This window comes from Acinetobacter pittii (assembly GCF_034067285.1).
Lineage (GTDB): Bacteria > Pseudomonadota > Gammaproteobacteria > Pseudomonadales > Moraxellaceae > Acinetobacter > Acinetobacter pittii_E.
This window is the reverse complement of sequence record NZ_CP139286.1, coordinates 3,626,757-3,650,807: the sequence shown is the minus strand read 5'-3', so window position 1 is coordinate 3,650,807 and position 24,051 is coordinate 3,626,757. Positions and strand designations below refer to the sequence as shown.

The window sequence follows — 24,051 nt, the reverse complement described above, 5'->3', positions numbered from 1 at the left end:
TAGTTAAACGCTTAGCTAAAATGAACAGATAAAGTCAGATTCAATCAGCCCGTCTGTAAAGATTTGGAAAACGCAACGTATCACCATGTGAATAAAACGAAGCAAGTATCCATACCAGTTGTGCTGGCGACCATAGCAAGAGTGAACCACCTGATCCCTTCCCGAACTCAGAAGTGAAACCTCTTAGCGCTGATGGTAGTGTGGGGTTACCCATGTGAGAGTAAGTCATCGCCAGCTCATTATTCTAAACACCCCCGACTCAATGGTCAGGGGTGTTTTTTTATGCGTAGGAAATATAAGAGAATTTGATTTTTAATAAAATCTAAGCTCAATTTCAGATTTGTATATTGGCTGTATTCTATGAATATAATGATGGAATTTCTTATTTTTGGTCACCTCTATGAAAATTAATTCTTTCTCTCCTATACCTGAAGATGATAACGAACTCTCTCTTCCTGCATTGATTTATTGGGCATCTTTAGGTGATATCGATCACGTAAAAGAATTACTAATAGATGGAAAAGATCCTAACCAGACAGATGATGAAGGTTATAGTGCTCTGCAAGCAGCTGCTGAAAATGATCATTTAGAGGTAGTTCAACTCTTAGTTGAAAAAGGTGCTCATGTCGCTTACAAAAGCGAATACACGGCACTAGAGCTAGCAGAAATGGCAGGTAATATTGAGATAGTAAATTATTTAAGAAGTTTATAGTATTAAAAAGCCCCTTTTATTTGAAAAAGAGGCTTTTTGTTCAATTTAAGACAAATGATATTTCTGTAGTTTCTCAATAATTGATTGAAGTCCTTTTACTTCAAACTCATTAGCTTCGAATTTTTCATCTTTATTGCGTTTAAAAATATCCCGAATCTCTATGACAGCGTTGGGATCAATGATACTTAAACTTGAGGTGACTTGACGTATTTGGCTAATAGAACGAGAACCATTCGTTGAACCATAGCCAATAAATGCAGCAGGTTTGCCACTCCATTCTTTACCTACATAGTCGAGTGCATTCTTTAAAGCTGGACTATAACCATGATTGTATTCTGGGCTAATAAAGATAAATGCATCTGCTTGTGCGATTTTGTCCGCCCATTCTTGCTGTTGAGGCTGATCATAAATCCCGGTAGCCGGTGGGTGAGAACCTGAAAATAAAGGTAAATTCCATTCTTTTAAATCAATTACTTCTGTTTGAAAATCTTTTAAATTAAATGAGGGAATTGTTGATTGTAGCCAATTGGCGATTTTAATTGCTGTACGTCCTTCACGAACACTTCCTACGATAATATAGACCAGCATGTATTTGTCCTAAGAATTTTTATCTCTATAACTTAATTCATTATATAGGTAGGAGAGAATATAGAATTTGTAAGGATTCTTATGTCACTAATAAAAATTGAATCATAAAAAAGCCCTCATTGAGAGGGCTTTTTTATTTACATTAGCTTAATGCCTTGTTGGCCTTCGGGTGTTACCTTGAATATTTCTACTTCAAAGGTAATATTTTTCCCAGCTAACGGGTGATTAAAATCAATTTCTGTAATGTCATCATTAACTGATTTAACTACACCGAATAAAGTAGTTTTTGCCTTATCTTCAAATTCGATCATGTGACCAGGAATAGGGCGTTGCTCAAACTTAACTGTATCGAAAGTTTGAACATTTTCTGGGTTCCACGGACCAAAAGCATCTTCTGGTGGAAGGTGTACTGTACGGCGGTCACCTGCACGTAAACCGAATAATGCTTTTTCGAAACCTGGTAAAAGGTTCCCGTCACCAATAGTCAGACTAACTGGCTCTTCACGGCTACGTGTATTGTCAATTTCTACACCATTTTCGATAGATACAGAAAAGTGTAGGTCGACTTTAGAACCTTCTTGGATACGAATTTCTTCGTTAGGTTGAATAATTTCGGTCATATTATGCATCCGAATTTTGGTTACGTTGCTTTTCAAGGAAGAATGTATCAATGAGTAGCAAAATCGTACCTAGAGTGATGGCACTGTCCGCAATATTAAAAGCTGGAAAGTGATGATTTTGGTAATAAACATGAATGAAATCGACCACATAACCTAGGGTAATACGGTCAATTAAATTGCCTAAAGCTCCACCTAAAATTAAAGCGATGGCTACAGGTAGTACCACCATTTTTTTAGGCATACGCATTAACCAAAATACAAAAAGTACTGAAACTAAGCCCGCCAAAGATGTGAAGAAATAGCGCTGCCATCCTCCTGCATCAGATAAAAAGCTAAAAGCTGCACCATAGTTATGTAATAGTGTCCAGTTTAAAAATGGAAGTACGGGTACAGGATCTGCATAGTTGAGATGTGTACTTGCAATCCATTTTGTCCATTGATCCAATACAATGGCAAGGACAGAAAGTCCAAGCCAAATCAGGTTGTGTGGATAAAACTGGAATAAGCCTTTTTTAGCTTGTGAATTAGGCATATTTTCTCACTTCGCCACGACCAGTGACGTTCACAATACAACGACCACATAAACCAGGATGATCGGCATGTGTATTTACATCTGGAAGGACGTGCCAGCAACGTGCACATTTTTCACCTTCAGCTGCAGATATTTGTACACGTAAGCCTTCCATTTCAGTTGCTTCACCTTGCTCAGCAAATGGATGTACTACTACTTGCGAAGTAATAAGAACAAAACGGAGTTCATCAGCCAGTTGGTTTAAAACTGTTTGTAATGATTCATTTGCCCAAAGTTCAACTTTGGCTGAAAGATTACTGCCGACAATTTTAGCGTTACGTGCTGCTTCAATCTGTTTATTTACTGCAGATTTTACGCTAATCAATGTTTGCCAATCTTCCTCAGAAAGCAAGTTTGCTTTTGATGAAACAGGCAAGTCATACCATTCTGACGTAAATACATACTTTTCAGTTTGTTCTGGAATCAGTGGCCAAGCTTCTTGAGCGGTAAAGCTTAAGATTGGGCTCATCCAACGGATAAATACTTGGACAATATGGTAAAGCGCTGTTTGTGCAGAACGGCGTGCTTGTGAGTCAGCCTTCGTTGTATATTGGCGGTCTTTGATAATGTCTAGGTAGAAACCACCTAAGTCATTAATACAGAAGCTTGTTAACGCACTACACACCACATGGAAGTTCATTTCTTCATAAGCAGTGATAATGGTTTGTTGTACTTCATTCGCACGCTGCAAAATATATTGATCAAGAGCGATAAGGTCATCTACTGCTAAAGCATCAGTACTTGGTTTGAAACCATTGAGGTTAGCAAGTAAGAAGCGCAGGGTATTACGAATACGGCGGTAGCTATCACTTACACGGTTAAAGATTTCTTTAGACGCCGCAATTTCATAGCGATAGTCGCTAGAAGCTACATATAGGCGTAAACCATCAGCACCAAGTTGTTTGATGATTTCTTCAAGCGGAATGTAGTTACCTAATGATTTTGATAACTTACGACCATTTTCATCTACCGTAAAACCATGTGTTAACAGGGCTTTATATGGTGCACGATTGTGAATTGCCATAGACGTTAATAAAGAAGATTGGAACCAGCCACGGTGTTGGTCTGAACCTTCTAAATATAAGTCAGCAGGGCTTTCTAATTCTTCACGTTGCTCAAGTACAGCATAATGTGTTGTACCAGAGTCGAACCATACATCGAGTGTATCGCGAACGGCGTTGTATTGTTCAGCATCTTCACCAATGAAGTCTTTTGCTTCACGTTTGAACCATGCTTCGATACCTTCTTGTTCGATCAGTTGAGCGACTTCTTCGATGAGCTCAGGTGTACGTGGGTGTAATTCGTTCGTGTCTTTATGAACGAAGAAAGGAATTGGAACACCCCACGTGCGTTGACGTGAAATACACCAGTCCGGACGACCTTCGATCATTGATTCAATACGGTTTTTACCCCAGTTCGGGACAAACTCGATATCATTTTCAATGGCATTCAGCGCGCCATCACGTAAACCTTTTTGATCCATGCTAATGAACCATTGTGGTGTAGCACGGAAAATAATTGGGGTCTTGTGACGCCAGCAGTGTGGGTAGCTATGTTTAATTGGCTGATGAGCCCATAAGCGACCTACAGCGCCCAAAGCTTCGATAATCTTTGGATTAGCTTTATAGATGTGTTCACCAGCATAGATTGGAGCAGTTGGGAGATAAACTCCGTTACCACCGACTGGATTATCTACTTTAAGGTTATATTGAAGACCTACTTTATAGTCGTCTGCACCGTGGCCAGGCGCTGTATGTACGGCACCTGTACCACTTGTTGCGATAACGTGTTCACCCAAAATAACCGGAACTTGGCGATCAGTAAGTAAAGGGTGCTGTAAAGTAAGCTTTTCAAGAGCTGAACCGGTAAAATCTGCTAAAACAACTGGGTTTTCAAGTTTATAGCGTTCAATTGCTGAAGCAACTAAGTCTTTAGCAAGAATGAAGTTTTGCTTACCGCGCTCAGTCGTCACTTGTACCAATTGATATTCAATTTCGGCATGCAACGCAACCGCTTGGTTTGCAGGCAATGTCCACGGTGTAGTCGTCCAGATCACGATATCAGTTGGATCTTGAACTTCTACGTTTAAACGGGCACTTAAATCTTTAAGATCAACAACGCCAAAACCAACGTCGATTGCGTCAGATTTTTTATCTTCATATTCAACTTCAGCTTCAGCAAGTGCAGAACCACAGTCCATACACCAGTTCACTGGCTTTAAGCCCGGCTGAATATGACCATTTTTCTGAATCAAACCTAAAGCACGAACAATATCAGCTTCTTGTTTGTAATTCATGGTGAGATAAGGATTATCCCAGTCACCTAAAATACCCAGACGTTTAAAGTCAGTACGCTGTAAATCAATTTGTTTTAGCGCGTATTCACGGCAGAGCTTACGGAAAGTAGCTGCGTCAACTTTTTCGCCTACTTTACCCACTTTTTCTTCGACTTTTAGTTCGATTGGTAAACCGTGACAGTCCCAACCCGGAACATAAGGTGCATCGAAACCTGACAAAGTACGACTTTTTACAATAACGTCTTTGAGTACTTTATTGACCGCATGGCCTAAGTGAATTGTACCGTTTGCATATGGAGGGCCATCATGCAAAATATATTTTTTCTTGCCAATACGCGATGCACGAATCTGCTGATAAATGTTGTCGGTATACCACTCTTCTAACCATTTCACTTCACGTACTGCCAAATTTGCTTTCATTGCAAATTGAGTATCCGGCAGGTTTAGCGTGGCTTTGTAGTCCACTGCATTCTCAGGAGTTTGCTTATCGCTCATGCAAGTTTTCTTCCAGTTTTAATCAGCTTGGGAGCTGACATGTTTTACAATCAAAATTCGAATTAAAAAGGAAATTGTGTCGTGTCGTTACGATATTGTCGTAACTGTTGCACGTCATTATCAATTCCTGCCTTAAGTGCCTCAAGCGAAGGGTAGTTCAATTCACCATGAAGATAGTGAAGAAAAGTCACCCGCATAAATAAGCCATACAGATTAGCAGAAACATCAGGGAAATGTACTTCTAATCTCCATTCTGGATGTTCTTGCTGAATAGCTGGACGTGTACCAACATGGCCTGCGCCATAGAGACTGTTTTCATGGTATCCGGCAATTCCTGGTTTTTCAGGTGTGTCTTGGCGCACTTTTTCAGTGAGCGAAGTGGTTTCGCAAATGACTTCAACCCCATAAATACCATTTAAACAAGGTTTGTGGCGGTTGAGGCGAACATTAATCGTTGGAAAATCTAAAGTTTGTCCAATTTGGTCGCCATATTGGACACGTCCGGTAATACTGTACGGACGACCTAATAATTTAGCTGCTAAAGCGAGATTACCCACTTGAAGCACTTGGCGAATACGAGTTGAACTGACGCGTTCACCTTCAAGTTCAATGGTATGTAAATTTGTGACTTGAAAGCCGTAATTCTTTAGAAATTCACTGTTACCTTGACGGTCTTTGCCGAAATGAAAGTCATCCCCTAGAACCAAAGTCTGCGCATTTAGTTTATCTTTTAATAAATCTGCAAACTCAGACGCACTCATGCTACGGAAATGCTGATCAAATTTAGCAACCGCAATATAGTCAACGCCAAGCTCAGTTAGATATTCGACCTTTTCTCGTAACGAGTTAATACGAGGAGGAGCATCGTAACCTTTAAAGAACTCAAGAGGTTGTGGCTCAAAAATCATAACCAATGTTTTTAAGCCTTGTGCTGCAGCAATTTTTTTGAGTTGCGCAATCATCGCTTGGTGACCTAAATGGACACCATCAAAATTACCAATAGTTACCGCTGTTTGAGGTAACTGAAAATTGGGTGATAACGCATTAAGACGAAGCAGTTTCATGAACTTAAAATATGGCTATTTTTGCAAGGGCTATATATTGCCATAATCTCACAGATTCGTCTTGTTGTTGTGTTTTTACTCAGTTATTTTTCAATATGAATATCTTTATATCTAAAATATTGATGAATTAAATAAAAATAAATCAATTTTTCTTATTAGTGTTTTGCTCTACTATATCTTTATCCACTCTTTGATTAGAGAACTAAGATGAAAAAACCCTTTTACCAATTAAATCAAAGCAAAGATGTTATACGGCATTTTACCCCAAATTGGTTTACAGCGACTATGGGTACTGGTGTGGTAAGTATGATTTTGATTCAGCTGCCATTTGCTCAATCATTTTTATTCACGCTAGCAACTTTGTTATGGCAATTTAATATTGTTTTATTCAGTGTTTTTTCAGCTCTCTATTTATTACGGTGGTTTCTTTTCCCTCATGAAGCGAAGCAAATATTTAACCATCCAAATATGAGCTTATTTTTAGGGGCTATCCCGATGGGGCTCGCTACCATATTAAATGGTTTCTTAAGCTTTGGTGTGGGGCTTTACGGTGAAGTTGCCATACATATTGCTCAAACCTTATGGTATATCGATGTCTTTTTAGCACTAGCCATTGCATGGATCGTACCTTTTTGTATGTTTAGCCGTCAGAACCATCAGCTACATACCATGACTGCAATCTGGCTATTACCAGTGGTTGCCTGTGAAGTCGCAGCAAGTTCTGCGGGAGTGCTAGTAGCGCATTTACCAGCTGATTTACATAGCTTTCATTTATTGCTAGCAGGCTACGTGCTGTGGGGAATTTCTGTTTTACCCGCATTTGGTATTTTGACAATTTTAATGTTGCGTATGGCTTTGCATCAGTTACCGGAAAAAGAAGTTGCAATTTCTAGCTGGCTTTCTTTAGGTCCTATCGGGACTGGTGCTTTAGGATTATTGTTGCTAGGTGAGCAAGCGCAAAGAGTGGCTCCACATGTAGGATTTCATCAATTTGCTAATGTATTTCCAGCTTTAGGAGTTGTAGGAAGTCTGGTTCTTGTGGGGTTCGGTTTATGGTGGCTCGGTCTTGCGATTTTAACAACGCTTCGCCATGCAAAAACAGGTATTCCATTTAATTTAGGCTGGTGGGGTTTAACTTTTCCATTAGGCGTATTTATTCTGGCACTGTTTAATTTAGGCCATCAGGTTGAAATTGTATTTATACAATACGTTGCAGTGGCATTGAGCCTTTTATTGTTGGCAATGTGGAGTGTGGTAATGAAAAAAACGCTAGCAGGCGCATATAGCGGCAAACTGTTCTTCTCTCCGTGTTTAATCGCCTTACAACAAAAAATGCAGTAGTAATGAAAAGGTGCAAAAAGTTTTTGCACCTGATTTATACTTATTTTCTAATTTATTTAATTTTGATTTGAGCCTTCTGAATGAACTCTGATATTGCTTTAATTATGGCGCTTCCTAATGAATCTAAAGGTTTATTTGAACAAGCAGGCATTGAAGTCCATTACAGTGGCATTGGCAAGATTAATGCTGCCTTTAAAGCGTTTGAGGTTATTCAAAAAACAGGATGCAAAACTTTAATTAACCTGGGTACAGCTGGAAGCTCTGCATTTAATCGGCACGATTTAGTTGAAATAAAAACGTTTGTACAACGTGATATGGACGTTTCACCGTTAGGGTTTGAAGTCGGTGTAACGCCGTTAGATAATCATTTAGCTGCCGAGATTCACCTTCAACCGCATTTTGTTGATTTACCAAAAGCAATATGTGGTACTGGTGATTCATTTGAAACGGGTCAGCCAAAAGTAGCTTGTGATGTGGTGGATATGGAAGGGTATGCTTTAGCCAAAGTCTGCCATAAATTAGGCGTACGTCTGATTTCGGTAAAGTATATTACTGATGGGGCAGATAACACAGCTCATCTAGATTGGGAAGAAAACTTGTTATTAGGTGCACAAAAGCTTTTAGCACTTTATCAAAATCATTTCTAAAAAAAGATCGGCAAATTTGCCGATCTTTTTTTTGTTTTAACGAGGCAATACACCGTAGAGCATTAGGTGGACTGTATGCTCAATTGAACGCTGGAACATACTGCGGTTACGCAGAGTTTTTCCAGTTACCATTTCCATTTGGGTTGCAAAATCTGCATAGTTTTGCGTAAGGCCCCAAATATTTAAGATTAATAATTCCGGGTCGATATCTGGGGAAATTTTCCCTTCTTCTTGCCACGTCTGAATGACTTTAGCTTTGCGCTTGAATAACTTTTTCAAAGGCCCTTTCAGTATAGGCAAAATATGCGGAGCACCTTGAATGATTTCTAATGCAAACAATCTAGAGGCTTTCGGTTGGCTACGAGAAAGTTCGATTTTTTGAATTAAATAGTGCGATAAGGCTTCGGCTGGTTCTAATTCAGCTTCTAAAGTTTGTAAGGGAGCCAACCATTTTTGTAAAACAGTTGTGAGCACTTCTACATATAAAGACTCTTTATTTTCATAGTAATAGAAAATATTCGACTTATGCATGTCGGCGAGTTGGGCAATTTCATCCAGACTTGCACCACTGAACCCATAGACTGAAAATACGTCAAGGGCGGCAGCAAGGAGCTGATTGCGCTTTTGGGTACTCTTTTTTTGTTCCATCTGCTGCATAATTAAAAAAATAATATTCCCATTGTAAGGGAAATTGTTTGATTTGTGCACAGGTGTCTTGCTTTTTTAATCAAAAAACGGCTAGTTATTTGCGTAATAGATATACTATTGTGCAAAAAATAGAGAGATTCACTAGTTTATTGTTATTCTTAAAAATATTTTTTAAATTTCGCCCTAAAAAAGAGCAATAAAACAGCAATTTTATTGCTCATAAATTGTGCATTTTTCGGCTGAGCGATTCTCTTTACTCATCGCAACCTTAGGTTGCTAAAACCGCATCGAGTACTTGCTGTTCAAGCTGAGCAAAAGAAATACTCTTTTTACGGGGACGCGGCAAATTAACTTGGAAGCTTTGAGCAATCTGGCCCTTATCTAATAATATAATACGGTCAGCCAATTGCACTGCTTCACTTACATCGTGGGTGACTAAAATTGCAGTGAAGCCTTGCTCTTTCCACAAGCGCTCAATCAAGCTTTGCATCTCAAGACGAGTTAACGCATCTAATGCCCCTAATGGCTCATCTAACAGCAAAATACGCGGAGTATGAGATAACGCACGGGCTAAGGCAGTACGTTGACGTTGACCACCTGAAAGCTGTGAAGGCCATTGTTCTGATTTTTCTTTTAAACCAACTTTTTCCAGTAATTCTTCTGCTAAAGCATGTTGCGCTTTAGGTAAACCCAGTTGCACATTTTGAAGAATATTCCTCCAAGGGAGTAGGCGTGGGTCTTGAAACATGACACGAATATCATCGTTAGTAATACCTTCACGAAAATGTCGAGCAGATTTGAATTTGATTTCCCCAAAACTGGCTTTTTCAAGTTGGGCAATTAAACGTAGTAATGTACTTTTGCCACAACCGCTTCGACCAACAATAGCTAAAAACTCACCTGGTTGGATGTGTAGATCAAGATCTTCGAGGACCTTTACCTCGCCATAGAATTTATAAAGTTGCTCAATCAGAATCTCTGCCCCTAATACAGGTTCTTGAGATTCTGTTGGTTCTTCCGGAATGAGCTGCACTTCATTCTGATTAATATTTAAATTCAGATTTGTCATGTTCTAAGCTCCCTTATTTCTGATATCCAGAGTGCCAACGTAGTAAATAGCGTTCCAAAAGCTGTGCTAAAACATCTGCCAGTTTGCCTAGTAAGGCGTACAGAAGAATACCAACCAGAACTACATCAGTTTGTAAGAACTCACGTGCATTCATAGTCATATAACCAATACCTGCTTGAGCTGAAATGGTTTCAGCAACAATGAGTAATACCCAAACTAAACCTAAAGCAAAACGTAAACCGACTAAAATAGAAGGCATCGCACCCGGAAGGATAATTTCTTTGTAGAGCTGCCAACGTGAAAGTCCATAACTTTTGCCCATTTCAATCAATTGAGGGTCAACTGATCGAATACCGTGATAAGTGTTGATATAAATAGGGAAGAAAACACCTACTGCGACCAAAAATAATTTCGCTGTTTCATCAATACCGAACCACAAGATGACGAGTGGAATAAGTGCTAATGCTGGGATGTTCCGTATCATTTGCAGGGTCGTATCGAGCAGAGTAGAGGCGAAACGCGAAGACCCATTGAGCAAACCCAATAACAAACCTAAACCACCACCCACTAAAAGGCCAAGCAAAGCACGCCCGGCACTGACTTTGACATGTTGCCAAAGCTCACCGCTAATGAGTAGATGCCAAAAAGCGGAAACCACGGCAGTGGGAGCAGGCAAAATACGGCTTTCTAAAAGTCCCGAACTTGAGGCAATTTGCCAAACTACCAATAGAACAATTGGGAAAATCCAAGGCAGCAAACGCTGCCCGATTTGCTTGGTTCCACGTGAAACAATACTTTCAGCTTTGCTCATGCAGGCTCCTTGACGGATCTATTTTGCTTCTTCTCGTCTGGAACATAGTTGTTAGCAATAATTTCACCGAATGGACCGGTCAAATTTGGCTGAGCAAGTTTAGCTCGGGTCTCAATTGGTAATAACGGGAATACTAACTCTGCAAAACGGATTGATTCTTCAAGATGCGGATAGCCTGAGAAAATAAATGTATCAATACCTAAATCAGCATATTCCTGAATACGAGCGGCAACTGTTTCTGGGTCACCTACAAGTGCTGTACCAGCGCCACCACGGACTAAACCAATACCTGCCCAAAGGTTTGGAGAGACTTCAAGCTTGTCTCGGTTACCGCCGTGGAGAGCAGCCATACGTTGTTGGCCTACCGAGTCCATTTGTGCAAATTTCTTCTGTGCAGCAGCAATAGTCGCATCATCTAGATATTGAATCAGCTCATTTGCCGCTGCCCAAGCTTGTTCGTTAGTTTCACGAACAATGACATGCAAGCGAATACCATAAGTTAATTTACGGCCTTTAGCCTCAGCTTTGGCGCGAACATGTTCGATCTTTTGTTTGACTGCTGCTGGCGGTTCGCCCCAAGTGAGATAGGTATCCACTTGTTCAGCCGCGAGGTCGACAGCGACGTCTGAAGAACCACCAAACCAAAGTGGTGGGTAAGGCTTTTGAACAGGTGGGTAAAGCAGTTTTGCATCATCCACCTGTAAGCGTTCACCGTGAAAGGTAAAGGCTTCACCCGTATGTGAGCGCGTCAAAATTTCACGCCAGATTTTTACGTATTCATTGGCTGTTTGATAACGGGTTTCATGGTCTTCATATAAACCATCACCGCGTAGTTCAGCTTCATCACCACCAGTCACTAAGTTGAGTAACACGCGACCATTCGATAAACGGTCAAATGTTGCAGCCATACGAGCAGCCAAAGCTGGTGTTGTTACACCAGGACGTAATGCAACTAAAAACTTAAGGTGCTGAGTTGCATCAATCAGGCTAGCCGCCGTAATCCATGGATCTTCACATGAACGGCCCGTTGGAATAAGTACACCTTCATAACCTAAATTATCTACTGCCACAGCAATTTGCTTCATATAGGCATGGTCAACCTGACGAGCGCCTTTACTTGTACCTAAATAGCGACTATCACCGTGAGTAGGAATAAACCAGAAAATTTTCATGTGCATTACCTATATGTCTATTGAAATTACTTGGCGATCCAAACAGCTTGTTTGATGCTGATTGGTTTTGGAATGATGCCTTGTTGAGTAAAGATGTCTGCGAGTTGTTGCTGCTCAGCAATCACTTTGCTGTTAAGAGGAGCTGCCGATGAAGGGCGCGGACGGCGTTTAATAAATAAATCACTGGTCGCAGGTTTAAGACCTGTACTTTGCCCAATCGCACCTGCCGTTTCTGCTTGGTGACTTTGAACCCATTTATCGGCTTGATTGATTTGTTTGATGAGCCCTGAAACAGCTTTCGGGTGTTGTTTAACAAAATTTGGAGCTGCTAAATAAAAGGTATAGTTCGGGCTTAAACCATTACCAGACGCAAGAACACGAGCTTGATCTTCTAGTTGTGCTGAAGCGAAGTAAGGGTCCCAAATTGCCCATGCATCTACGGCACCTTTTTGAAATGCTGCGCGAGCATCGGCTGGAGTAAGCCAGATTGGCGTAATGTCACTCCAGTTTAGGCCTGCTTTGCGTACGGCTTGTACAAGTAAGTAATGTGAGCTAGAACCTTTTTGCAGAGCAATTCGTTTGCCTTTAAGGTCTTTCAGCTGTTTGAGCTGCGAGTTTTTAGGAACCAAGATTGCCGATGCTAGTGGTTTAGCTGCTTCATAGGCAATGTAATACAAAGGCTTGCCAGCCGCTTGTGCGTAGACAGGAGGTGTATCTCCAGTAACACCTACATCAAGTGAACCGACAGCTAAAGCTTCTAAAATTTGTGGGCCAGCAGGGAACTCATTCCAAGTAACTTTGGCATTAGGAAATTCTTGTTCAAATAATTTTTGCTGTTTGGCAATCGCAAAGTTGATCGAACTTTTTTGAAAACCAATACGAAGTTCTTTTACAGTTGGGTCAATCGCCCAAGCGGGTGCGGCAATTGTTAAACCTAATACAGTGACTGCACTGATGCGTTTAGCTAATTGTGCCCACTGACTCTTATTAAATAATGACTGATGTTGCATATTGATATCCTTGTTCCCCTTAAGGTAAGGCACAGCATTTATATGGTTATTTGCCGTGCCTAAGCTGGGTTTATTTCAGTTTTAAAATGGCGTCTTGAATGGTGAGTTTGTTTGGAATGAGCTTTTGCGTATAAAAGGCATCCGCTACTTGTTGTTGTTCTTGTGCCACCTTGTCAGATATTAGCTGAACTCCAAAACCCATACGTGAAATAGAAGTTTTGAGTACATCAAACTCAAGTGCTGTAGGTTTTTCGAGTAGCTTGGCTGCTTCATCCTGATGTGAGCTCACCCATTGGGTTGTCTGGTTAAGGGTTTGCACAACTGTATTGAGTACTTTCGGATTATTTTCTGCAAATTTACGGTCAGCTAGATAGAACTGATGATTGCTTACTAAATTTTCACCTGTTGCTAAAACTCGTGCCTGAATTTGATGTTCAGCTGCTGCAAAGAACGGGTCCCAAATCACCCATGCATCTACTGCACCTTTTTCAAATGCAGCACGAGCGTCTGACGGCGGTAAATAAACAGGTTGAATATCACTTAAGCTTAAGTTGTTGGCTTCTAAGACTTTTAATAAAAGGTAGTGAACATTCGAACCTTTATTAAGAGCAACACGTTTGCCTTTTAAATCTTGAATAGAGTGAATAGGAGAATCTTTTTGTACCAATAGTGCTTCGGCTTTTGGCGCAGCAGGTTGGTTTGCGACATAAACTAAATTTGGATTGGCAGCTTGCGCAAAGATTGGAGGAGCTTCGCCTGCTTCACCGAGTGAGACACTTCCTACGTTTAAACCTTCAAGTAATTGAGGTCCAGCAGGAAACTCAACCCATTTTACTTGTACACCTTGTTCTTTTAGTGCTTTTTCTAAGTCACCACGAGCCTTTAAAATAGGAAGGATGCCATATTTTTGATAACCAATATTTAAAGTTGTGGTGGCCTGTTCCTCTTTTTTGGCACAACCACTTAACATCATCGCTCCTGCAAGGCTGGCCGCGATGACTGAATATTTTGCCCATGAAGTGGTGTTGAAAAGTGCCATGAGATTTCGTGCTCCCCGAAAGAGAAAAAGAAAAAAATAATTGGATGAGCAGATACCCTAAAGGGATTTTTATTTCAGAAAAAATAAGTATTCGGACTTTATTTATGTAAAAAAAAGCTAAAAACTTTCGGCGATAAACTTATGCAAAAAAATGATTTATTAAATAAGATGATCTTTATAAAAAGTTATTTAAGGTTATGTAAATAAAATAAAAATTATTAGAATAATGAAATTTAAAGATTTAAAAAAAAGTACAACCATAAATTAAACGACTTTACGGTCGTACTTTTTTAACTAAGCTTATCTGAAATAAGAATATCTTAAAAAAAGCAAAGGCTAGGGAAGCAGTTTCTTAAAGACTAAAGAATTCCTTTGGTAGTTATAAAGCGCCTGACGAGCATTTGGTAAGTCATCAACACTCACCTGATGAAAACCATGTTCTAAAAACCAATGAGCAGTACGCGTTGTTAAAACAAATAATTGACGAATACCTTGTTCTTTTGCCTTTTCTTCAAGGAATTGCAGAATTTGACTACCGCGATTTGATTTACGATAACTTGGATGTACTGCAACACAGGCAATTTCTGCGGAACGAGTCTCGTTAAATTCGGTCGGAATTGGATAAAGGGCGGCACATGCTAGAATTGTACCATCACGTTCAATGACAGCGAACTGGCTAATTTCTTGCTCTAAACGTTCACGTGAACGATAAACCAAGATACCTTCTTCTTCTAGCGGACGTAATAAATTCATTAAACCACCCACATCTTGAATGTGAGCTGTGCGAACTTCTTCATAATGCGCATCGGTAATCATGGTCCCTATGCCATCTCGAGTAAATAACTCTTCGAGGAGGGCACCATCATAAGCATAAGAAATGAGATGAACACGGTGTACGCCTGATAAAGACGCTTTTTTTGCTTGTTGTAAATGCAAAGTGAGTGTTGGACTGATGGTTTGGTATTGTTGAATGTAGTAGTCCAGTTGATGTGGGCTTAACTCACGTAATATTTGCTCATCTTCATTTAGCAATCCTTGTTGTTCACCTAGAAAAATGAGTTTATCTGCTTTTAGGTAAGTTGCAGTTTTGGTCGCAACTTCTTCTGCTCGTAAGTTAAATACTTCGCCTGTAGTGGAATAACCTGTTGGCCCCAATAGCACAATATTATGATTATCGAGGTGTCGATCAATCGCATCGGTATCAATAGAACGAACTTCACCTGTGAGCTGGAAATCCATCCCATCACGAATACCATAAGGCTTCGCAGTCACAAAATTACCTGATACGACATCTATTCGAGCGCCATACATGGGTGAGTTCGCTAAACCCATAGAAAGTAATGCTTCAATTTCTAGGCGAATAGAGCCTACAGCATTCATGACACAACCTAAAGATTCACGTGTGGTAATTCGGCTATTGTCATAAAAAGGAGTTTCTATTCCTTTTTCTTTAAGGTTGTGATTAATTTGCGGACGTGCGCCGTGTACGAGAATTAATCGGATACCAAGAGAATGTAATAGTGCAATATCATGAATAATATGTTCGAAATTAGGATGGCGAACTGCTTCGCCACCGAACATCAAGACAAACGTTTTATCGCGATGCGCATTAATGTAGGGTGCTGAGTGTCGAAACCAGTGTACATAATGCTGGGTGTTATTATGCGACTTACTTACAGGCTTACTTGACATACCGATCTCGAATCAACAGCAAAAAGATATAAAGATGATTCTAAACAAAAAAGATTAAAGCCGCATGTTTTAGATAAAAAAACACCCAAATCTAAGTTTGGGTGTTTAAAAAGTTTTAAATTAGTGAACAACTCTAATGATTTTATGGCTCTGTTCATTCACCAGTACATAATTTCCGTTCACTTTGTACCATTTTTGGTAGCGACCCGGTTTAGTTAATTTTTGATGTTGGCGATAGTCAATCACGTAACGTGAGTGTTGGTATTCATGAGGTACAACTTGACCCACTCGCCAAGCATTACGATGGTCATCTTTTTTAATCACTTTAACTGTTTTTACTTCATGGTTTTGATAGTTGCCATGGTGATTATGATCGTTAGGCGCTGCCATTGCTGTTGTTGCAACTAAACCAGTAAGTGAAAGAACAATTGCTGTTGTTAATTTTTTCATTATGAACCTCGAATCATGAGCTAAATTTCAATAACTAAAGATTAGTGAACAATTGCAGATAAATCGTGGAGACCAAGAAGAATAAATGTGAAAACCCAATATGAAATAAGAAGAAATTAAGAAAATACTTAATATGAAAATATGAAAAGTTTTTATTTTTAAACTAGATAAGGCATAAAAAAGGATAAAACCCGAAGGCTTTATCCTTTTTATTCAGCGATAGCGAGGCTCTATCGCTTTAAAAACCACGAATACTGACAATACTATTAGAATCTGTATCGACTAAAATATAGTCATTATTGATTTTGTACCATTGCTGATTACGGCCCGGTTTAGGTAGGTTGCTGTCTTTATAGTCGACTTTATAACCATTGCCACGATAGTGCTGTGGCATAACATAACCCGGCTGCCAGCGATGCTGTTTCAACCGTTCAAAGCCACGTTCTTCGCGCATACGGCGTTCGTCACGGATACGATCTTCATCATGATCACGTCCAAATCCTGGCCCACGATCATTCCACTCACCGCGTGGTCCTCCGCCTTTAGGACCTTTAGGGCCATGGCCTCGGTCAAAAGGGGGATCAGCAAAGCTTGTCATACTGGTGGTCAGTACGGTTATGCATAGGGCTAAGATGGTGAACAACTTTTTCATGATGCATCCTCGTTTACATCTGATGTCTCTCATGTTGAATACTCTACGCGCAAAATGCAGAGAAACTGTGAAGATCATTTAATGGTTCAATTAAAATTACGGATAGATCAAGAGTTTTTATCAATCGTAAAAAAGGCTTGTATATATCTTTTCAGGTATAGGCAAGCCAGATTTGATGATTGGCCGTAATTTAGCTTTTCATCTTTAACTTTTTAATCCTGTGCATCAATACTTTGACCATTGAGCGCCAAGCTGTCTTCACCCATTAAATAGAGGTAGGCAGGCAAGATTGACTCAGGTGTAGGTAATGTCTTCGGATCTTCTTGTGGGTAGGCTTTAGCACGCATTGCAGTACGTGTTGCGCCTGGATTAATACAGTTAAAGCGGATATTTGGATAAGTATTCTCCGCTGCAAAAATTTTACTCACTGCTTCAATTGCAATTTTGGAGACGGAATAGGCGCCCCATAAAGCACGCGCTTCACGGCCTACACCAGAACTGGTAAATACGACAGAGGCGTTTTCTGATTTTTGCAAAAGTGGTAATAAGGCTTGAGTGAGGGCAAACGGAGCACGTAAGTTAACTGCCATCACGTCATCCCATACTTCTGTAGGATAATGTGCCAGCTCTACACGCTCACCTAAAATACCCGCATTATGCAAAATACCGTCTAAACGTCCAAACTGCTTTTCGAGAGTATCGACTAAAAAGTCGTAATCACGGTCAGAGGCACTTGAAAGTTGTAGCGGTAAAATCGCGGGTTGCGGTGCACCGAGACTTTCAATTTCATCATAAATCACTTCAAGTTTATTTAAGGTTCTACCATGCAGGACAACGGTTGCACCATGTAGGGCATAACTTAGAGCCGCAGCTCGCCCAATTCCATCACCAGCACCGGTGATTAAAATAACACGATCTTTGAGTAGATCCGGACGAGGTTGATATTCTGAATATTTCATTGGTAAACCTCCTTCTTTTTATATTGATAAAACAAGTAACCGTTAAAAAAGTCTATAAAACTCTGATGTTAACTTATCATACGCTGATTTTCCTGTAGAGCAGGAAGCTTTTGACGTAACATATCGTGTAATTCTGTCACCGTATTTACAATCGAATCAGCCTGCCAAGCAGCGAGATCATCACGGTGCTCAATAGGTAGATAGCCGTATGCAGCTAAAATCGTGTACATATTGGCATTGCGACCAGCATCAATATCACGTGGGTGGTCACCTACATAAATAATTTCATCTGCTGGGATATTTAACTGTTTAGCAGCTAAATACATGGGTTCAGGGTCTGGTTTTGTTTTACTGACATCTTCAGGACATACCAAAACCGCACAGCGTTCTGTCAGATTTAACTTTTCTAAAAGAGATTCACTTAAACCGCGTGGTTTATTGGTCACAATACCCCACGGGATTTGCGCAGCTTCTAACTCTTCTAGAAGCGGATACATACCTTCAAACAGATCTGTATCAACCACAATATTATTGCCGTAAATATCTAAAAAGTTTTGACGATGGGCCAAGAAAATTGGATTGGCAATATCTAGCTCTGGATAGACCAATTTCACCATCGCACGCGCACCTTCAGAAACTTGAGTGCGAATTAGGTCTGCATCAACCACAGGACGTCTTTCATTACGGCACATTTGCTGAATAATACGAATGAAATCCGCAGCTGTATCGATAAGCGTACCGTCTAAATCAAATAAAACAGCTTTCATCATGCACCTGTATTAATCGTATGAACCATATAGTTAACGTCGACATTCGGCGCTAACCAATAATGCTTGGTCAGAGGGTTGTAATGCAGTCCAGTCATTTCTTTTAAGGTAAGGCCGGCATTACGAATATCATGTGCCATTTCAGATGGTCGAATAAATTTATGATAATCATGCGTGCCTTTTGGCAACATACGTAGTACGTACTCTGCACCAATAATGGCAAATAAATAAGATTTTGGGTTACGGTTAATGGTCGAGAAGAACACATGGCCGCCTGGTTTAACTAAAGCCTGACAAGCTTTTACAATAGATGCCGGATCTGGAACATGTTCCATCATTTCCATGCAAGTCACCACGTCGTATTGGCCTGCTTGTTCTTGTGCTAATTCTTCTACAGGAATTTGGCGGTATTCAATATTTTGAACATTCTCTTGTTGAGCATGCAAACGGCCAACGGCTAGAGGTGCTTCACCCATATCGATGCCTAGTACATCTGCACCACGACGTGCCATGCTTTCGGCTAAAATACCGCCGCCACAGCCGACATCAAGTACTTTTTTACCAGCTAGACCGCCTGCACGTTCATCAATCCAGTTTAGACGTAGTGGATTAATTTGATGGAGTGGGCGAAATTCAGAATGTTGATCCCACCATTTGGCAGCAAGTGCTTCAAACTTTGCGATTTCTTGTAAATCAACATTCAATTGCGACATGGTGCTACCTCTAAACTTGAGTTATCTTTTTGGATGTAGTTCGCCGTTAGTGTAGCGATTATTGGGAAAAAAGCGATAAACCCAATAAAAAACTTCACAGAAGCAAAACGAATTTAGCATATTTGTTTTATATTTAGAGCATAAGCTAATGCATAACAACTTAGAGGAAAAGCTGTAACAATGAAAAAATTGGTTTTGGGTGGTTTGAGTGCAGCAATTATGGCCGTATCGGGTAGTGCAATGGCAGCAGATTTTGTTGCTGGTAAAGACTACACCGTGATTGCCAATCCAAGCAAAGTGGAAGTTCCGGGGAAAATCGAAGTTCGAGAGTTCTTTTGGTATGGATGTCCACACTGTTTTAAACTTGAACCGCATATGCAAACGTGGTTAAAGCAGATTCCTAAAGATGTACGTTTTGTGCGTACACCAGCTGCAATGAATAAAATGTGGGAACAAGGGGCGCGTACATATTATACATCTGAGGCATTAGGTGTACGTAAACGCACGCATTTACCACTATTCCATGCGATTCAAGTGAACGGTCAACAAATTTTTGATCAAGCTTCTGCTGCGAAGTTCTTTACTCGTTATGGCGTGCCTGAACAGAAGTTTAATAGTACTTACAACTCGTTTGCTGTGACTGCAAAAGTTGCCGAGTCAAATAAACTTGCTCAACAGTACCAATTAACAGGTGTTCCTGCAGTTGTCGTTAATGGTAAATACGTGGTGCAGGGTGAAGATGGTAAAGTTACTCAAGTGCTTAATTATTTAATTGAGAAAGAACGTAAAGCAAAATAAGTTGTTTAGGCTTTACTTCAAAAATGGGCTTCATATGAAGCCCATTTTTATATTTAATTTATCGTTAATTATCACGAAATATTTCAATTAATTTTGCTGATTTTCATCTTCAATTTGAAAATTTAAAACATCAAAATTAGCTGTTTGAGTCGGTAGTGATAATGCCTGATTAATATATAAATTAATTAATTTCTGACGAGAACCAATCGAACGTTGGTAATACGTAGAGTTTAAAAGTAGGGATGCGCCGTAAGTCAGTGACCAGATATAAGACAAATAGTCACGAATCGACATATCATAGTTCAATGATTTTAAATAACTTTCGGTAATATCTTTAATTGCTAAAATACGTTGTTGGCGGATTTCATAAAGCTCTTCGAAAAGATGCTTCAACTTAGATTCTGTCATTGTCAGATTTTCTTCAAGTTGATGCAATAAAATGGTTTTGCCTGGCGTAAGCAAATGGTGAAGCATGTAATGAGGGGCATACTCTTTGAAATCTGTATTATATTTTTTAGAAATTTCTAAAATTTGCTTTTCATTTTGAATAATAAGCTCAAGTAGAAGCTCATTTTTGCTTCTAAAATGCTTATAAAGTGTGCCTTTAGCAATATCTAGCTCGGCCACTAACTCATCTAGAGTAATTTCCTGATTGTTTTCTAGTAACAACTTTTCTGCCACGCTCAGAATTTTTTCTTTACGCATCAAAAACTGTGTATGACGATCAAGATTCATAGGTATTCCCACACCAGTTTGGCCTAACTAATAATTTACTTCCTGTAAAAAGAAAAAGACTTTTCTCGAAATTTTTAGCCTTTTTCTTTCTCTCTTTACGTATTACCACATAACCTATTTTTTGTCATTTGCCGCTTTTACCGTTCCCAGTTTGCAATCCCTCTAAAGAGTAGGCGAACTTGTGTAGAAGCATTTTCAATAAAGGCAGTTTGTTGCAGCTTGAGCTGTTCACCTTGATATTGTTTTGTTAGGTTGAGCCACGTCATTGCCCATGTAAATGACATATTGGTCAAAATGGTAGATAAGACATTTAAGTCTTGAGGCTCTTGAATATGTTTAAAATTTTCGAGTTTAGTAAGATCAGTTGTGAGATCTTCGATCAAAAATTCGATTTCTCGTGCAATAGCTGCACGAACTGTTTCTGAGCCTCCCCAACGCTCCGAAATCATAAATTGCCACTGTTTAGGGCTATGATTTACTGCCTGTACAAATAGCTCAATACTGGTTTGGGTCTTAGCAGATTTATGTTGTAAATAACTTTGTCCTAACTGATGTAAGACACTTTTTAAATGTAAGGCAACTTGATCGACCAGTTCCTTGCCGAGTTCATCCATGTCTTGAAAATGACGGTAGAACGCTGTTGGTACCAAACCTACTTCACGTGCAACTTCACGCAAACTGATACTACTGAACGAACGCCCAGACGTGCTCAGATGCAAGGCTGCATCAAGGAGTGCCTGACGACTTTGCTGTTTTCGTTCATCCCGTATCGACATTAAAAGAACCTATTTAAACCGTGAGCCAAAGTCTAACAAAAAAGAGCAAATTTTCATAAAAAAAATAGTGAACAAGTGTTGACTGAGTGAACAGTTATAAATATAGTGTACATATGTTCACTATACGAACATGTGTTCACTCAAATAAATAGCCAGAAACAAAAGAGGAACGTATGAACGCAACACTTAGCTATCAGCCACATTGGGTTCGAGAAGATTTTGTTGATTTTGTTTTACAGAAAATTAACGCGACTTGGGCTTGGAAAAGGGTACTTGCAGAAGTTACTACTGTTCAGCCACTTCATACCGATATGGTGCTGATCAAACTCAAACCGAATCGTAATTTTAATTTCGATCAGGTCCGAGCAGGTCAAAGTATTCTGCTGACTTTGCTCATCGATGGCGTTTACCAACAGCGTAGTTATTCAATTATTGAAGTGACTACTCAGGGTGAAATCGCTTTAGGTATTAAAGTACAAGGCTTGGTGTCGAGTGCCGCCCAACGATTGCATGTTGGAGAGTGCATTGAGATTTCACAGCCACAAGGTGATTTTACTTTGCACCAAGGCCAGCATCCTGCGATTTTAATTGCGTCAGGAAGCGGTATAACTGCAATTTATTCACTTTTGCAGCAAGCGTTGAAACAGCAGCTTGAACAAATTCATGTCATTTATTTTAATCGTGCAGAAATTTTTCATGCTGAATTAAAAGCTTTGGCAGAAAAGCATCCCGAGCTTCACTATCATTTTTTTAATACATCCGAGCAAAAGCAGCATTTAACTGAAAAATTACTGCAAAAGTTGGTTCCTGATTACGCGCAGACTGCAACGTATGTGTGTGGTCATCACGGCATGATGCACCAGGCAAATGAAATTTATGCCCAAAAGGGTGCTCAGTCGCAACTTTATCAAGAATATTTTCAGCCACTTCAAGTGACTGGTACACATGCAGCACAGCGTATTATTTTCCGCCGTGCCCAGCATGAGTTTTTAGCTGAAACAAATTTACTGAGCAGTGCAGAGCAAGCAGGTTTACGTCCGCAACATGGTTGCCGTATGGGTGTTTGCAATAAATGTAGCTGCACCAAAGTCAGCGGCGTCACTCAAAACCTGTTAACTGGTGAAATTGAAGACCAACCCAACCGTCCAATTAAACTATGCGTGAGCCAGGCATTAAGCCCAGTCACGATTGATCTATAAAAAGAATTAAAGAGGATTAACCTTATGAATATGGCATTAGAATTTTCTACCGTTTCTAAATCTGCTCATTTAACTCCAGAACAGACAGAAGAGTTTGGTCGCCGTGTTGAGCAGATTCGTCAAGATGTTATGCAAAGTCTTGGTGAACAAGACGCGAAATATATCTACAAAGTGCGTAATTTTGTTCGCTACACCGAAATCGCCTCACGTGGCATGTTGATGTTTGGTGGTTGGATTCCGCCTGTTTGGCTACTAGGCACAGGCTTATTAGGTATTTCTAAAATTGTAGAAAACATGGAACTTGGCCATAACGTTATGCACGGTCAGTTTGACTGGTTAAATGAACCAAGTCTGAACGGTAATACTTACGATTGGGATACCATTGCATCGGGCGATGACTGGCGTGAAACACATAACTATGTGCACCACACTTATACCAATATTGTTGGTAAAGACCATGATGTCGGTTATGGTATTTTGCGAGTAAGTGATCAACAGAAGTGGGAACCTCGTCACCTATTTAATATTCCACTTGGTCTACAGTTAATGTTTTTCTTTGAATGGTATGTGGGTGTACAAAACTTACATCTTGAAGATGCATTAGTTTATAAAACCAAGAGCTGGAAACAAGTTTGGAAAGATTCATCTAAAGTACGTAAAAAAGCCACTCGTCAAGTTTTAAAAGACTATGTGTTTTTCCCTGTGATCTCTGGTCCTATGTTTTTACCGGTTTTTGCAGGAAATGTAGTTGCTAATATTATTCGTAACTTGTGGTCATCTGCCGTGATTTTTAACGGTCACTTTACAGAAGATGCAGAAACGTTTGAGCCTGATAATACCGACACTGAAACCAAGGCAGAGTGGTATTTACGTCAAATTCGTGGTTCAAGTAATTTTAGTGGTACAGAATGGATGCACTTTATGAGTGGTAACTTAAGTCATCAAATTGAACACCATTTATTTCCAGATATGCCAGCTAACCGCTATAAAGAAGTAGCACCGAAAATTAAGGCACTTTGCGCAGAATATGGCATTAACTACAACGAAGCGAACTTTATGCGCCAGTTCTGGAGTGTATGGGTACGTTTGGCGAAATGTTCACTGCCAAACCATACCACTGGAAAAGTTATGCAGACATTGGAAAAGTTAAAAGCAAAATTCAAATTTGCGTAATCTAAGTTATTTCAAAATAGCTCCTTTTTAGGGGCTATTTTTATTTTTCAAGTC

25 protein-coding genes and 1 rRNA gene are annotated in these 24,051 nt (G+C 39.8%); 7 read left to right on the top strand and 19 right to left on the bottom strand.

The features are described 5' to 3' along the window. The first annotated feature begins 122 nt into the window (after nt 1-122). Nucleotides 123-237 (top strand): 5S ribosomal RNA (gene rrf / locus SOI81_RS17255). 163 nt (nt 238-400) lie between these two features. Further along, nucleotides 401-712, top strand: a complete 312-nt coding sequence (locus SOI81_RS17250; RefSeq protein ID WP_320541064.1) for an ankyrin repeat domain-containing protein — start codon at nt 401-403, stop codon at nt 710-712. Between the two features lie 45 nt (nt 713-757). Here SOI81_RS17250 and SOI81_RS17245 read toward each other — a convergent pair whose 3' ends face one another. The 5 genes from SOI81_RS17245 to ribF form a co-directional block, all read right to left on the bottom strand. Then, a complete protein-coding gene (locus SOI81_RS17245) occupies nt 758-1,300 on the bottom strand; it encodes an NADPH-dependent FMN reductase (protein ID WP_016142607.1) in 543 nt (180 codons plus the stop codon). Nucleotides 1,301-1,437: 137 nt separating this feature from the next. Next, nucleotides 1,438-1,920 (bottom strand): FKBP-type peptidyl-prolyl cis-trans isomerase, encoded by a 483-nt coding sequence (gene yaaD / locus SOI81_RS17240; protein WP_016142606.1) that lies wholly within the window; start codon nt 1,918-1,920, stop codon nt 1,438-1,440. Nucleotide 1,921: 1 nt separating this feature from the next. Continuing rightward, nucleotides 1,922-2,452 (bottom strand): signal peptidase II, encoded by a 531-nt coding sequence (gene lspA, locus SOI81_RS17235; protein ID WP_005804840.1) that lies wholly within the window; start codon nt 2,450-2,452, stop codon nt 1,922-1,924. Then, the gene (gene ileS, locus SOI81_RS17230; RefSeq protein WP_320541063.1) at nt 2,445-5,282 is read right to left on the bottom strand and encodes an isoleucine--tRNA ligase; all 2,838 of its coding nucleotides are present in this window, start codon (nt 5,280-5,282) and stop codon (nt 2,445-2,447) included. Before ileS ends, lspA begins: the two co-directional genes overlap by 8 nt. A 62-nt stretch (nt 5,283-5,344) precedes the next feature. Next, nucleotides 5,345-6,346 (bottom strand): bifunctional riboflavin kinase/FAD synthetase, encoded by a 1,002-nt coding sequence (gene ribF, locus SOI81_RS17225; RefSeq protein WP_320541062.1) that lies wholly within the window; start codon nt 6,344-6,346, stop codon nt 5,345-5,347. 207 nt (nt 6,347-6,553) lie between these two features. On the opposite strand from ribF, the gene SOI81_RS17220 reads away from it, so the two are divergent. Next, complete coding sequence (locus SOI81_RS17220; RefSeq protein ID WP_016142603.1) at nt 6,554-7,687, top strand: TDT family transporter; 1,134 nt, start codon at nt 6,554-6,556, stop codon at nt 7,685-7,687. An 80-nt stretch (nt 7,688-7,767) separates the two neighbouring features. Next, nucleotides 7,768-8,334, top strand: coding sequence for a 5'-nucleosidase (locus tag SOI81_RS17215; RefSeq protein WP_320541061.1), 567 nt, complete (start codon nt 7,768-7,770; stop codon nt 8,332-8,334). Nucleotides 8,335-8,370: 36 nt separating this feature from the next. Here SOI81_RS17215 and rutR read toward each other — a convergent pair whose 3' ends face one another. From rutR to ubiG, 12 genes are all read right to left on the bottom strand, one after another. Beyond that, the gene (rutR, locus tag SOI81_RS17210; protein ID WP_009387703.1) at nt 8,371-8,991 is read right to left on the bottom strand and encodes a TetR/AcrR family transcriptional regulator; all 621 of its coding nucleotides are present in this window, start codon (nt 8,989-8,991) and stop codon (nt 8,371-8,373) included. Nucleotides 8,992-9,250: 259 nt separating this feature from the next. Further along, the gene (gene ssuB, locus SOI81_RS17205; protein WP_320541060.1) at nt 9,251-10,051 is read right to left on the bottom strand and encodes an ABC transporter ATP-binding protein; all 801 of its coding nucleotides are present in this window, start codon (nt 10,049-10,051) and stop codon (nt 9,251-9,253) included. Nucleotides 10,052-10,064: 13 nt separating this feature from the next. After that, nucleotides 10,065-10,862, bottom strand: coding sequence for an aliphatic sulfonate ABC transporter permease SsuC (ssuC, locus tag SOI81_RS17200; protein WP_016142599.1), 798 nt, complete (start codon nt 10,860-10,862; stop codon nt 10,065-10,067). Next, entirely contained in the window at nt 10,859-12,034 is a 1,176-nt protein-coding gene (gene ssuD, locus SOI81_RS17195; protein WP_320541059.1) for an FMNH2-dependent alkanesulfonate monooxygenase, read from the bottom strand. The genes ssuC and ssuD overlap by 4 nt, the downstream gene beginning before the upstream one ends. Before the next feature lie 26 nt (nt 12,035-12,060). Then, nucleotides 12,061-13,044 carry a sulfonate ABC transporter substrate-binding protein gene (locus SOI81_RS17190; protein ID WP_320541058.1) on the bottom strand — a complete coding sequence of 328 codons (984 nt, stop codon included), beginning with the start codon at nt 13,042-13,044 and terminating at the stop codon, nt 12,061-12,063. 70 nt (nt 13,045-13,114) lie between these two features. Continuing rightward, on the bottom strand, nt 13,115-14,083 hold the full coding sequence (locus SOI81_RS17185; protein WP_320541057.1) for a sulfonate ABC transporter substrate-binding protein: 969 nt from the start codon (nt 14,081-14,083) through the stop codon (nt 13,115-13,117). Nucleotides 14,084-14,419: 336 nt separating this feature from the next. Beyond that, complete coding sequence (gene argA / locus SOI81_RS17180) at nt 14,420-15,775, bottom strand: amino-acid N-acetyltransferase (protein ID WP_320541056.1); 1,356 nt, start codon at nt 15,773-15,775, stop codon at nt 14,420-14,422. A 120-nt stretch (nt 15,776-15,895) separates the two neighbouring features. Next, a complete protein-coding gene (locus SOI81_RS17175) occupies nt 15,896-16,225 on the bottom strand; it encodes an RcnB family protein (protein ID WP_320541055.1) in 330 nt (109 codons plus the stop codon). 238 nt (nt 16,226-16,463) lie between these two features. Continuing rightward, nucleotides 16,464-16,877: an RcnB family protein gene (locus tag SOI81_RS17170; protein ID WP_320541054.1), complete on the bottom strand. Its 414-nt coding sequence runs from the start codon at nt 16,875-16,877 to the stop codon at nt 16,464-16,466. 212 nt (nt 16,878-17,089) lie between these two features. Continuing rightward, nucleotides 17,090-17,836, bottom strand: a complete 747-nt coding sequence (gene yciK / locus SOI81_RS17165; protein ID WP_009387635.1) for a YciK family oxidoreductase — start codon at nt 17,834-17,836, stop codon at nt 17,090-17,092. A gap of 68 nt (nt 17,837-17,904) precedes the next feature. Beyond that, on the bottom strand, nt 17,905-18,606 hold the full coding sequence (locus tag SOI81_RS17160; protein ID WP_320541053.1) for an HAD-IA family hydrolase: 702 nt from the start codon (nt 18,604-18,606) through the stop codon (nt 17,905-17,907). Next, nucleotides 18,603-19,316, bottom strand: a complete 714-nt coding sequence (gene ubiG / locus SOI81_RS17155) for a bifunctional 2-polyprenyl-6-hydroxyphenol methylase/3-demethylubiquinol 3-O-methyltransferase UbiG (protein ID WP_005804826.1) — start codon at nt 19,314-19,316, stop codon at nt 18,603-18,605. The genes SOI81_RS17160 and ubiG overlap by 4 nt, the downstream gene beginning before the upstream one ends. Nucleotides 19,317-19,496: 180 nt before the next feature. On the opposite strand from ubiG, the gene dsbA reads away from it, so the two are divergent. Beyond that, entirely contained in the window at nt 19,497-20,114 is a 618-nt protein-coding gene (dsbA, locus tag SOI81_RS17150) for a thiol:disulfide interchange protein DsbA/DsbL (protein WP_016142593.1), read from the top strand. Nucleotides 20,115-20,201: 87 nt separating this feature from the next. On the opposite strand, the gene SOI81_RS17145 is transcribed toward dsbA, so the two are convergent. Together SOI81_RS17145 and SOI81_RS17140 are read right to left on the bottom strand one after the other, a co-directional pair. Next, entirely contained in the window at nt 20,202-20,849 is a 648-nt protein-coding gene (locus SOI81_RS17145) for a TetR/AcrR family transcriptional regulator (protein WP_016142592.1), read from the bottom strand. 137 nt (nt 20,850-20,986) lie between these two features. Beyond that, nucleotides 20,987-21,625, bottom strand: coding sequence for a TetR family transcriptional regulator (locus SOI81_RS17140; protein WP_320541052.1), 639 nt, complete (start codon nt 21,623-21,625; stop codon nt 20,987-20,989). A gap of 173 nt (nt 21,626-21,798) precedes the next feature. Here SOI81_RS17140 and hmp point away from each other — a divergent pair, with 173 nt between their 5' ends. Then, complete coding sequence (gene hmp / locus SOI81_RS17135; RefSeq protein WP_320541051.1) at nt 21,799-22,824, top strand: ferredoxin reductase; 1,026 nt, start codon at nt 21,799-21,801, stop codon at nt 22,822-22,824. A 30-nt stretch (nt 22,825-22,854) separates the two neighbouring features. Then, nucleotides 22,855-23,997: a fatty acid desaturase family protein gene (locus SOI81_RS17130; protein ID WP_239969465.1), complete on the top strand. Its 1,143-nt coding sequence runs from the start codon at nt 22,855-22,857 to the stop codon at nt 23,995-23,997. The last annotated feature ends 54 nt before the right edge of the window (nt 23,998-24,051 follow it).

What these genes read in the sequence shown, in the direction of transcription:
- SOI81_RS17250 (WP_320541064.1), top strand. Translation starts at nt 401, where the DNA reads ATGAAAATTAATTCTTTCTCTCCTATACCTGAAGATGATAACGAACTC.
- SOI81_RS17245 (WP_016142607.1), bottom strand. Translation starts at nt 1,300, where the DNA reads ATGCTGGTCTATATTATCGTAGGAAGTGTTCGTGAAGGACGTACAGCA.
- yaaD (WP_016142606.1), bottom strand. Translation starts at nt 1,920, where the DNA reads ATGACCGAAATTATTCAACCTAACGAAGAAATTCGTATCCAAGAAGGT.
- lspA (WP_005804840.1), bottom strand. Translation starts at nt 2,452, where the DNA reads ATGCCTAATTCACAAGCTAAAAAAGGCTTATTCCAGTTTTATCCACAC.
- ileS (WP_320541063.1), bottom strand. Translation starts at nt 5,282, where the DNA reads ATGAGCGATAAGCAAACTCCTGAGAATGCAGTGGACTACAAAGCCACG.
- ribF (WP_320541062.1), bottom strand. Translation starts at nt 6,346, where the DNA reads ATGAAACTGCTTCGTCTTAATGCGTTATCACCCAATTTTCAGTTACCT.
- SOI81_RS17220 (WP_016142603.1), top strand. Translation starts at nt 6,554, where the DNA reads ATGAAAAAACCCTTTTACCAATTAAATCAAAGCAAAGATGTTATACGG.
- SOI81_RS17215 (WP_320541061.1), top strand. Translation starts at nt 7,768, where the DNA reads ATGAACTCTGATATTGCTTTAATTATGGCGCTTCCTAATGAATCTAAA.
- rutR (WP_009387703.1), bottom strand. Translation starts at nt 8,991, where the DNA reads ATGCAGCAGATGGAACAAAAAAAGAGTACCCAAAAGCGCAATCAGCTC.
- ssuB (WP_320541060.1), bottom strand. Translation starts at nt 10,051, where the DNA reads ATGACAAATCTGAATTTAAATATTAATCAGAATGAAGTGCAGCTCATT.
- ssuC (WP_016142599.1), bottom strand. Translation starts at nt 10,862, where the DNA reads ATGAGCAAAGCTGAAAGTATTGTTTCACGTGGAACCAAGCAAATCGGG.
- ssuD (WP_320541059.1), bottom strand. Translation starts at nt 12,034, where the DNA reads ATGAAAATTTTCTGGTTTATTCCTACTCACGGTGATAGTCGCTATTTA.
- SOI81_RS17190 (WP_320541058.1), bottom strand. Translation starts at nt 13,044, where the DNA reads ATGCAACATCAGTCATTATTTAATAAGAGTCAGTGGGCACAATTAGCT.
- SOI81_RS17185 (WP_320541057.1), bottom strand. Translation starts at nt 14,083, where the DNA reads ATGGCACTTTTCAACACCACTTCATGGGCAAAATATTCAGTCATCGCG.
- argA (WP_320541056.1), bottom strand. Translation starts at nt 15,775, where the DNA reads ATGTCAAGTAAGCCTGTAAGTAAGTCGCATAATAACACCCAGCATTAT.
- SOI81_RS17175 (WP_320541055.1), bottom strand. Translation starts at nt 16,225, where the DNA reads ATGAAAAAATTAACAACAGCAATTGTTCTTTCACTTACTGGTTTAGTT.
- SOI81_RS17170 (WP_320541054.1), bottom strand. Translation starts at nt 16,877, where the DNA reads ATGAAAAAGTTGTTCACCATCTTAGCCCTATGCATAACCGTACTGACC.
- yciK (WP_009387635.1), bottom strand. Translation starts at nt 17,836, where the DNA reads ATGAAATATTCAGAATATCAACCTCGTCCGGATCTACTCAAAGATCGT.
- SOI81_RS17160 (WP_320541053.1), bottom strand. Translation starts at nt 18,606, where the DNA reads ATGATGAAAGCTGTTTTATTTGATTTAGACGGTACGCTTATCGATACA.
- ubiG (WP_005804826.1), bottom strand. Translation starts at nt 19,316, where the DNA reads ATGTCGCAATTGAATGTTGATTTACAAGAAATCGCAAAGTTTGAAGCA.
- dsbA (WP_016142593.1), top strand. Translation starts at nt 19,497, where the DNA reads ATGAAAAAATTGGTTTTGGGTGGTTTGAGTGCAGCAATTATGGCCGTA.
- SOI81_RS17145 (WP_016142592.1), bottom strand. Translation starts at nt 20,849, where the DNA reads ATGAATCTTGATCGTCATACACAGTTTTTGATGCGTAAAGAAAAAATT.
- SOI81_RS17140 (WP_320541052.1), bottom strand. Translation starts at nt 21,625, where the DNA reads ATGTCGATACGGGATGAACGAAAACAGCAAAGTCGTCAGGCACTCCTT.
- hmp (WP_320541051.1), top strand. Translation starts at nt 21,799, where the DNA reads ATGAACGCAACACTTAGCTATCAGCCACATTGGGTTCGAGAAGATTTT.
- SOI81_RS17130 (WP_239969465.1), top strand. Translation starts at nt 22,855, where the DNA reads ATGGCATTAGAATTTTCTACCGTTTCTAAATCTGCTCATTTAACTCCA.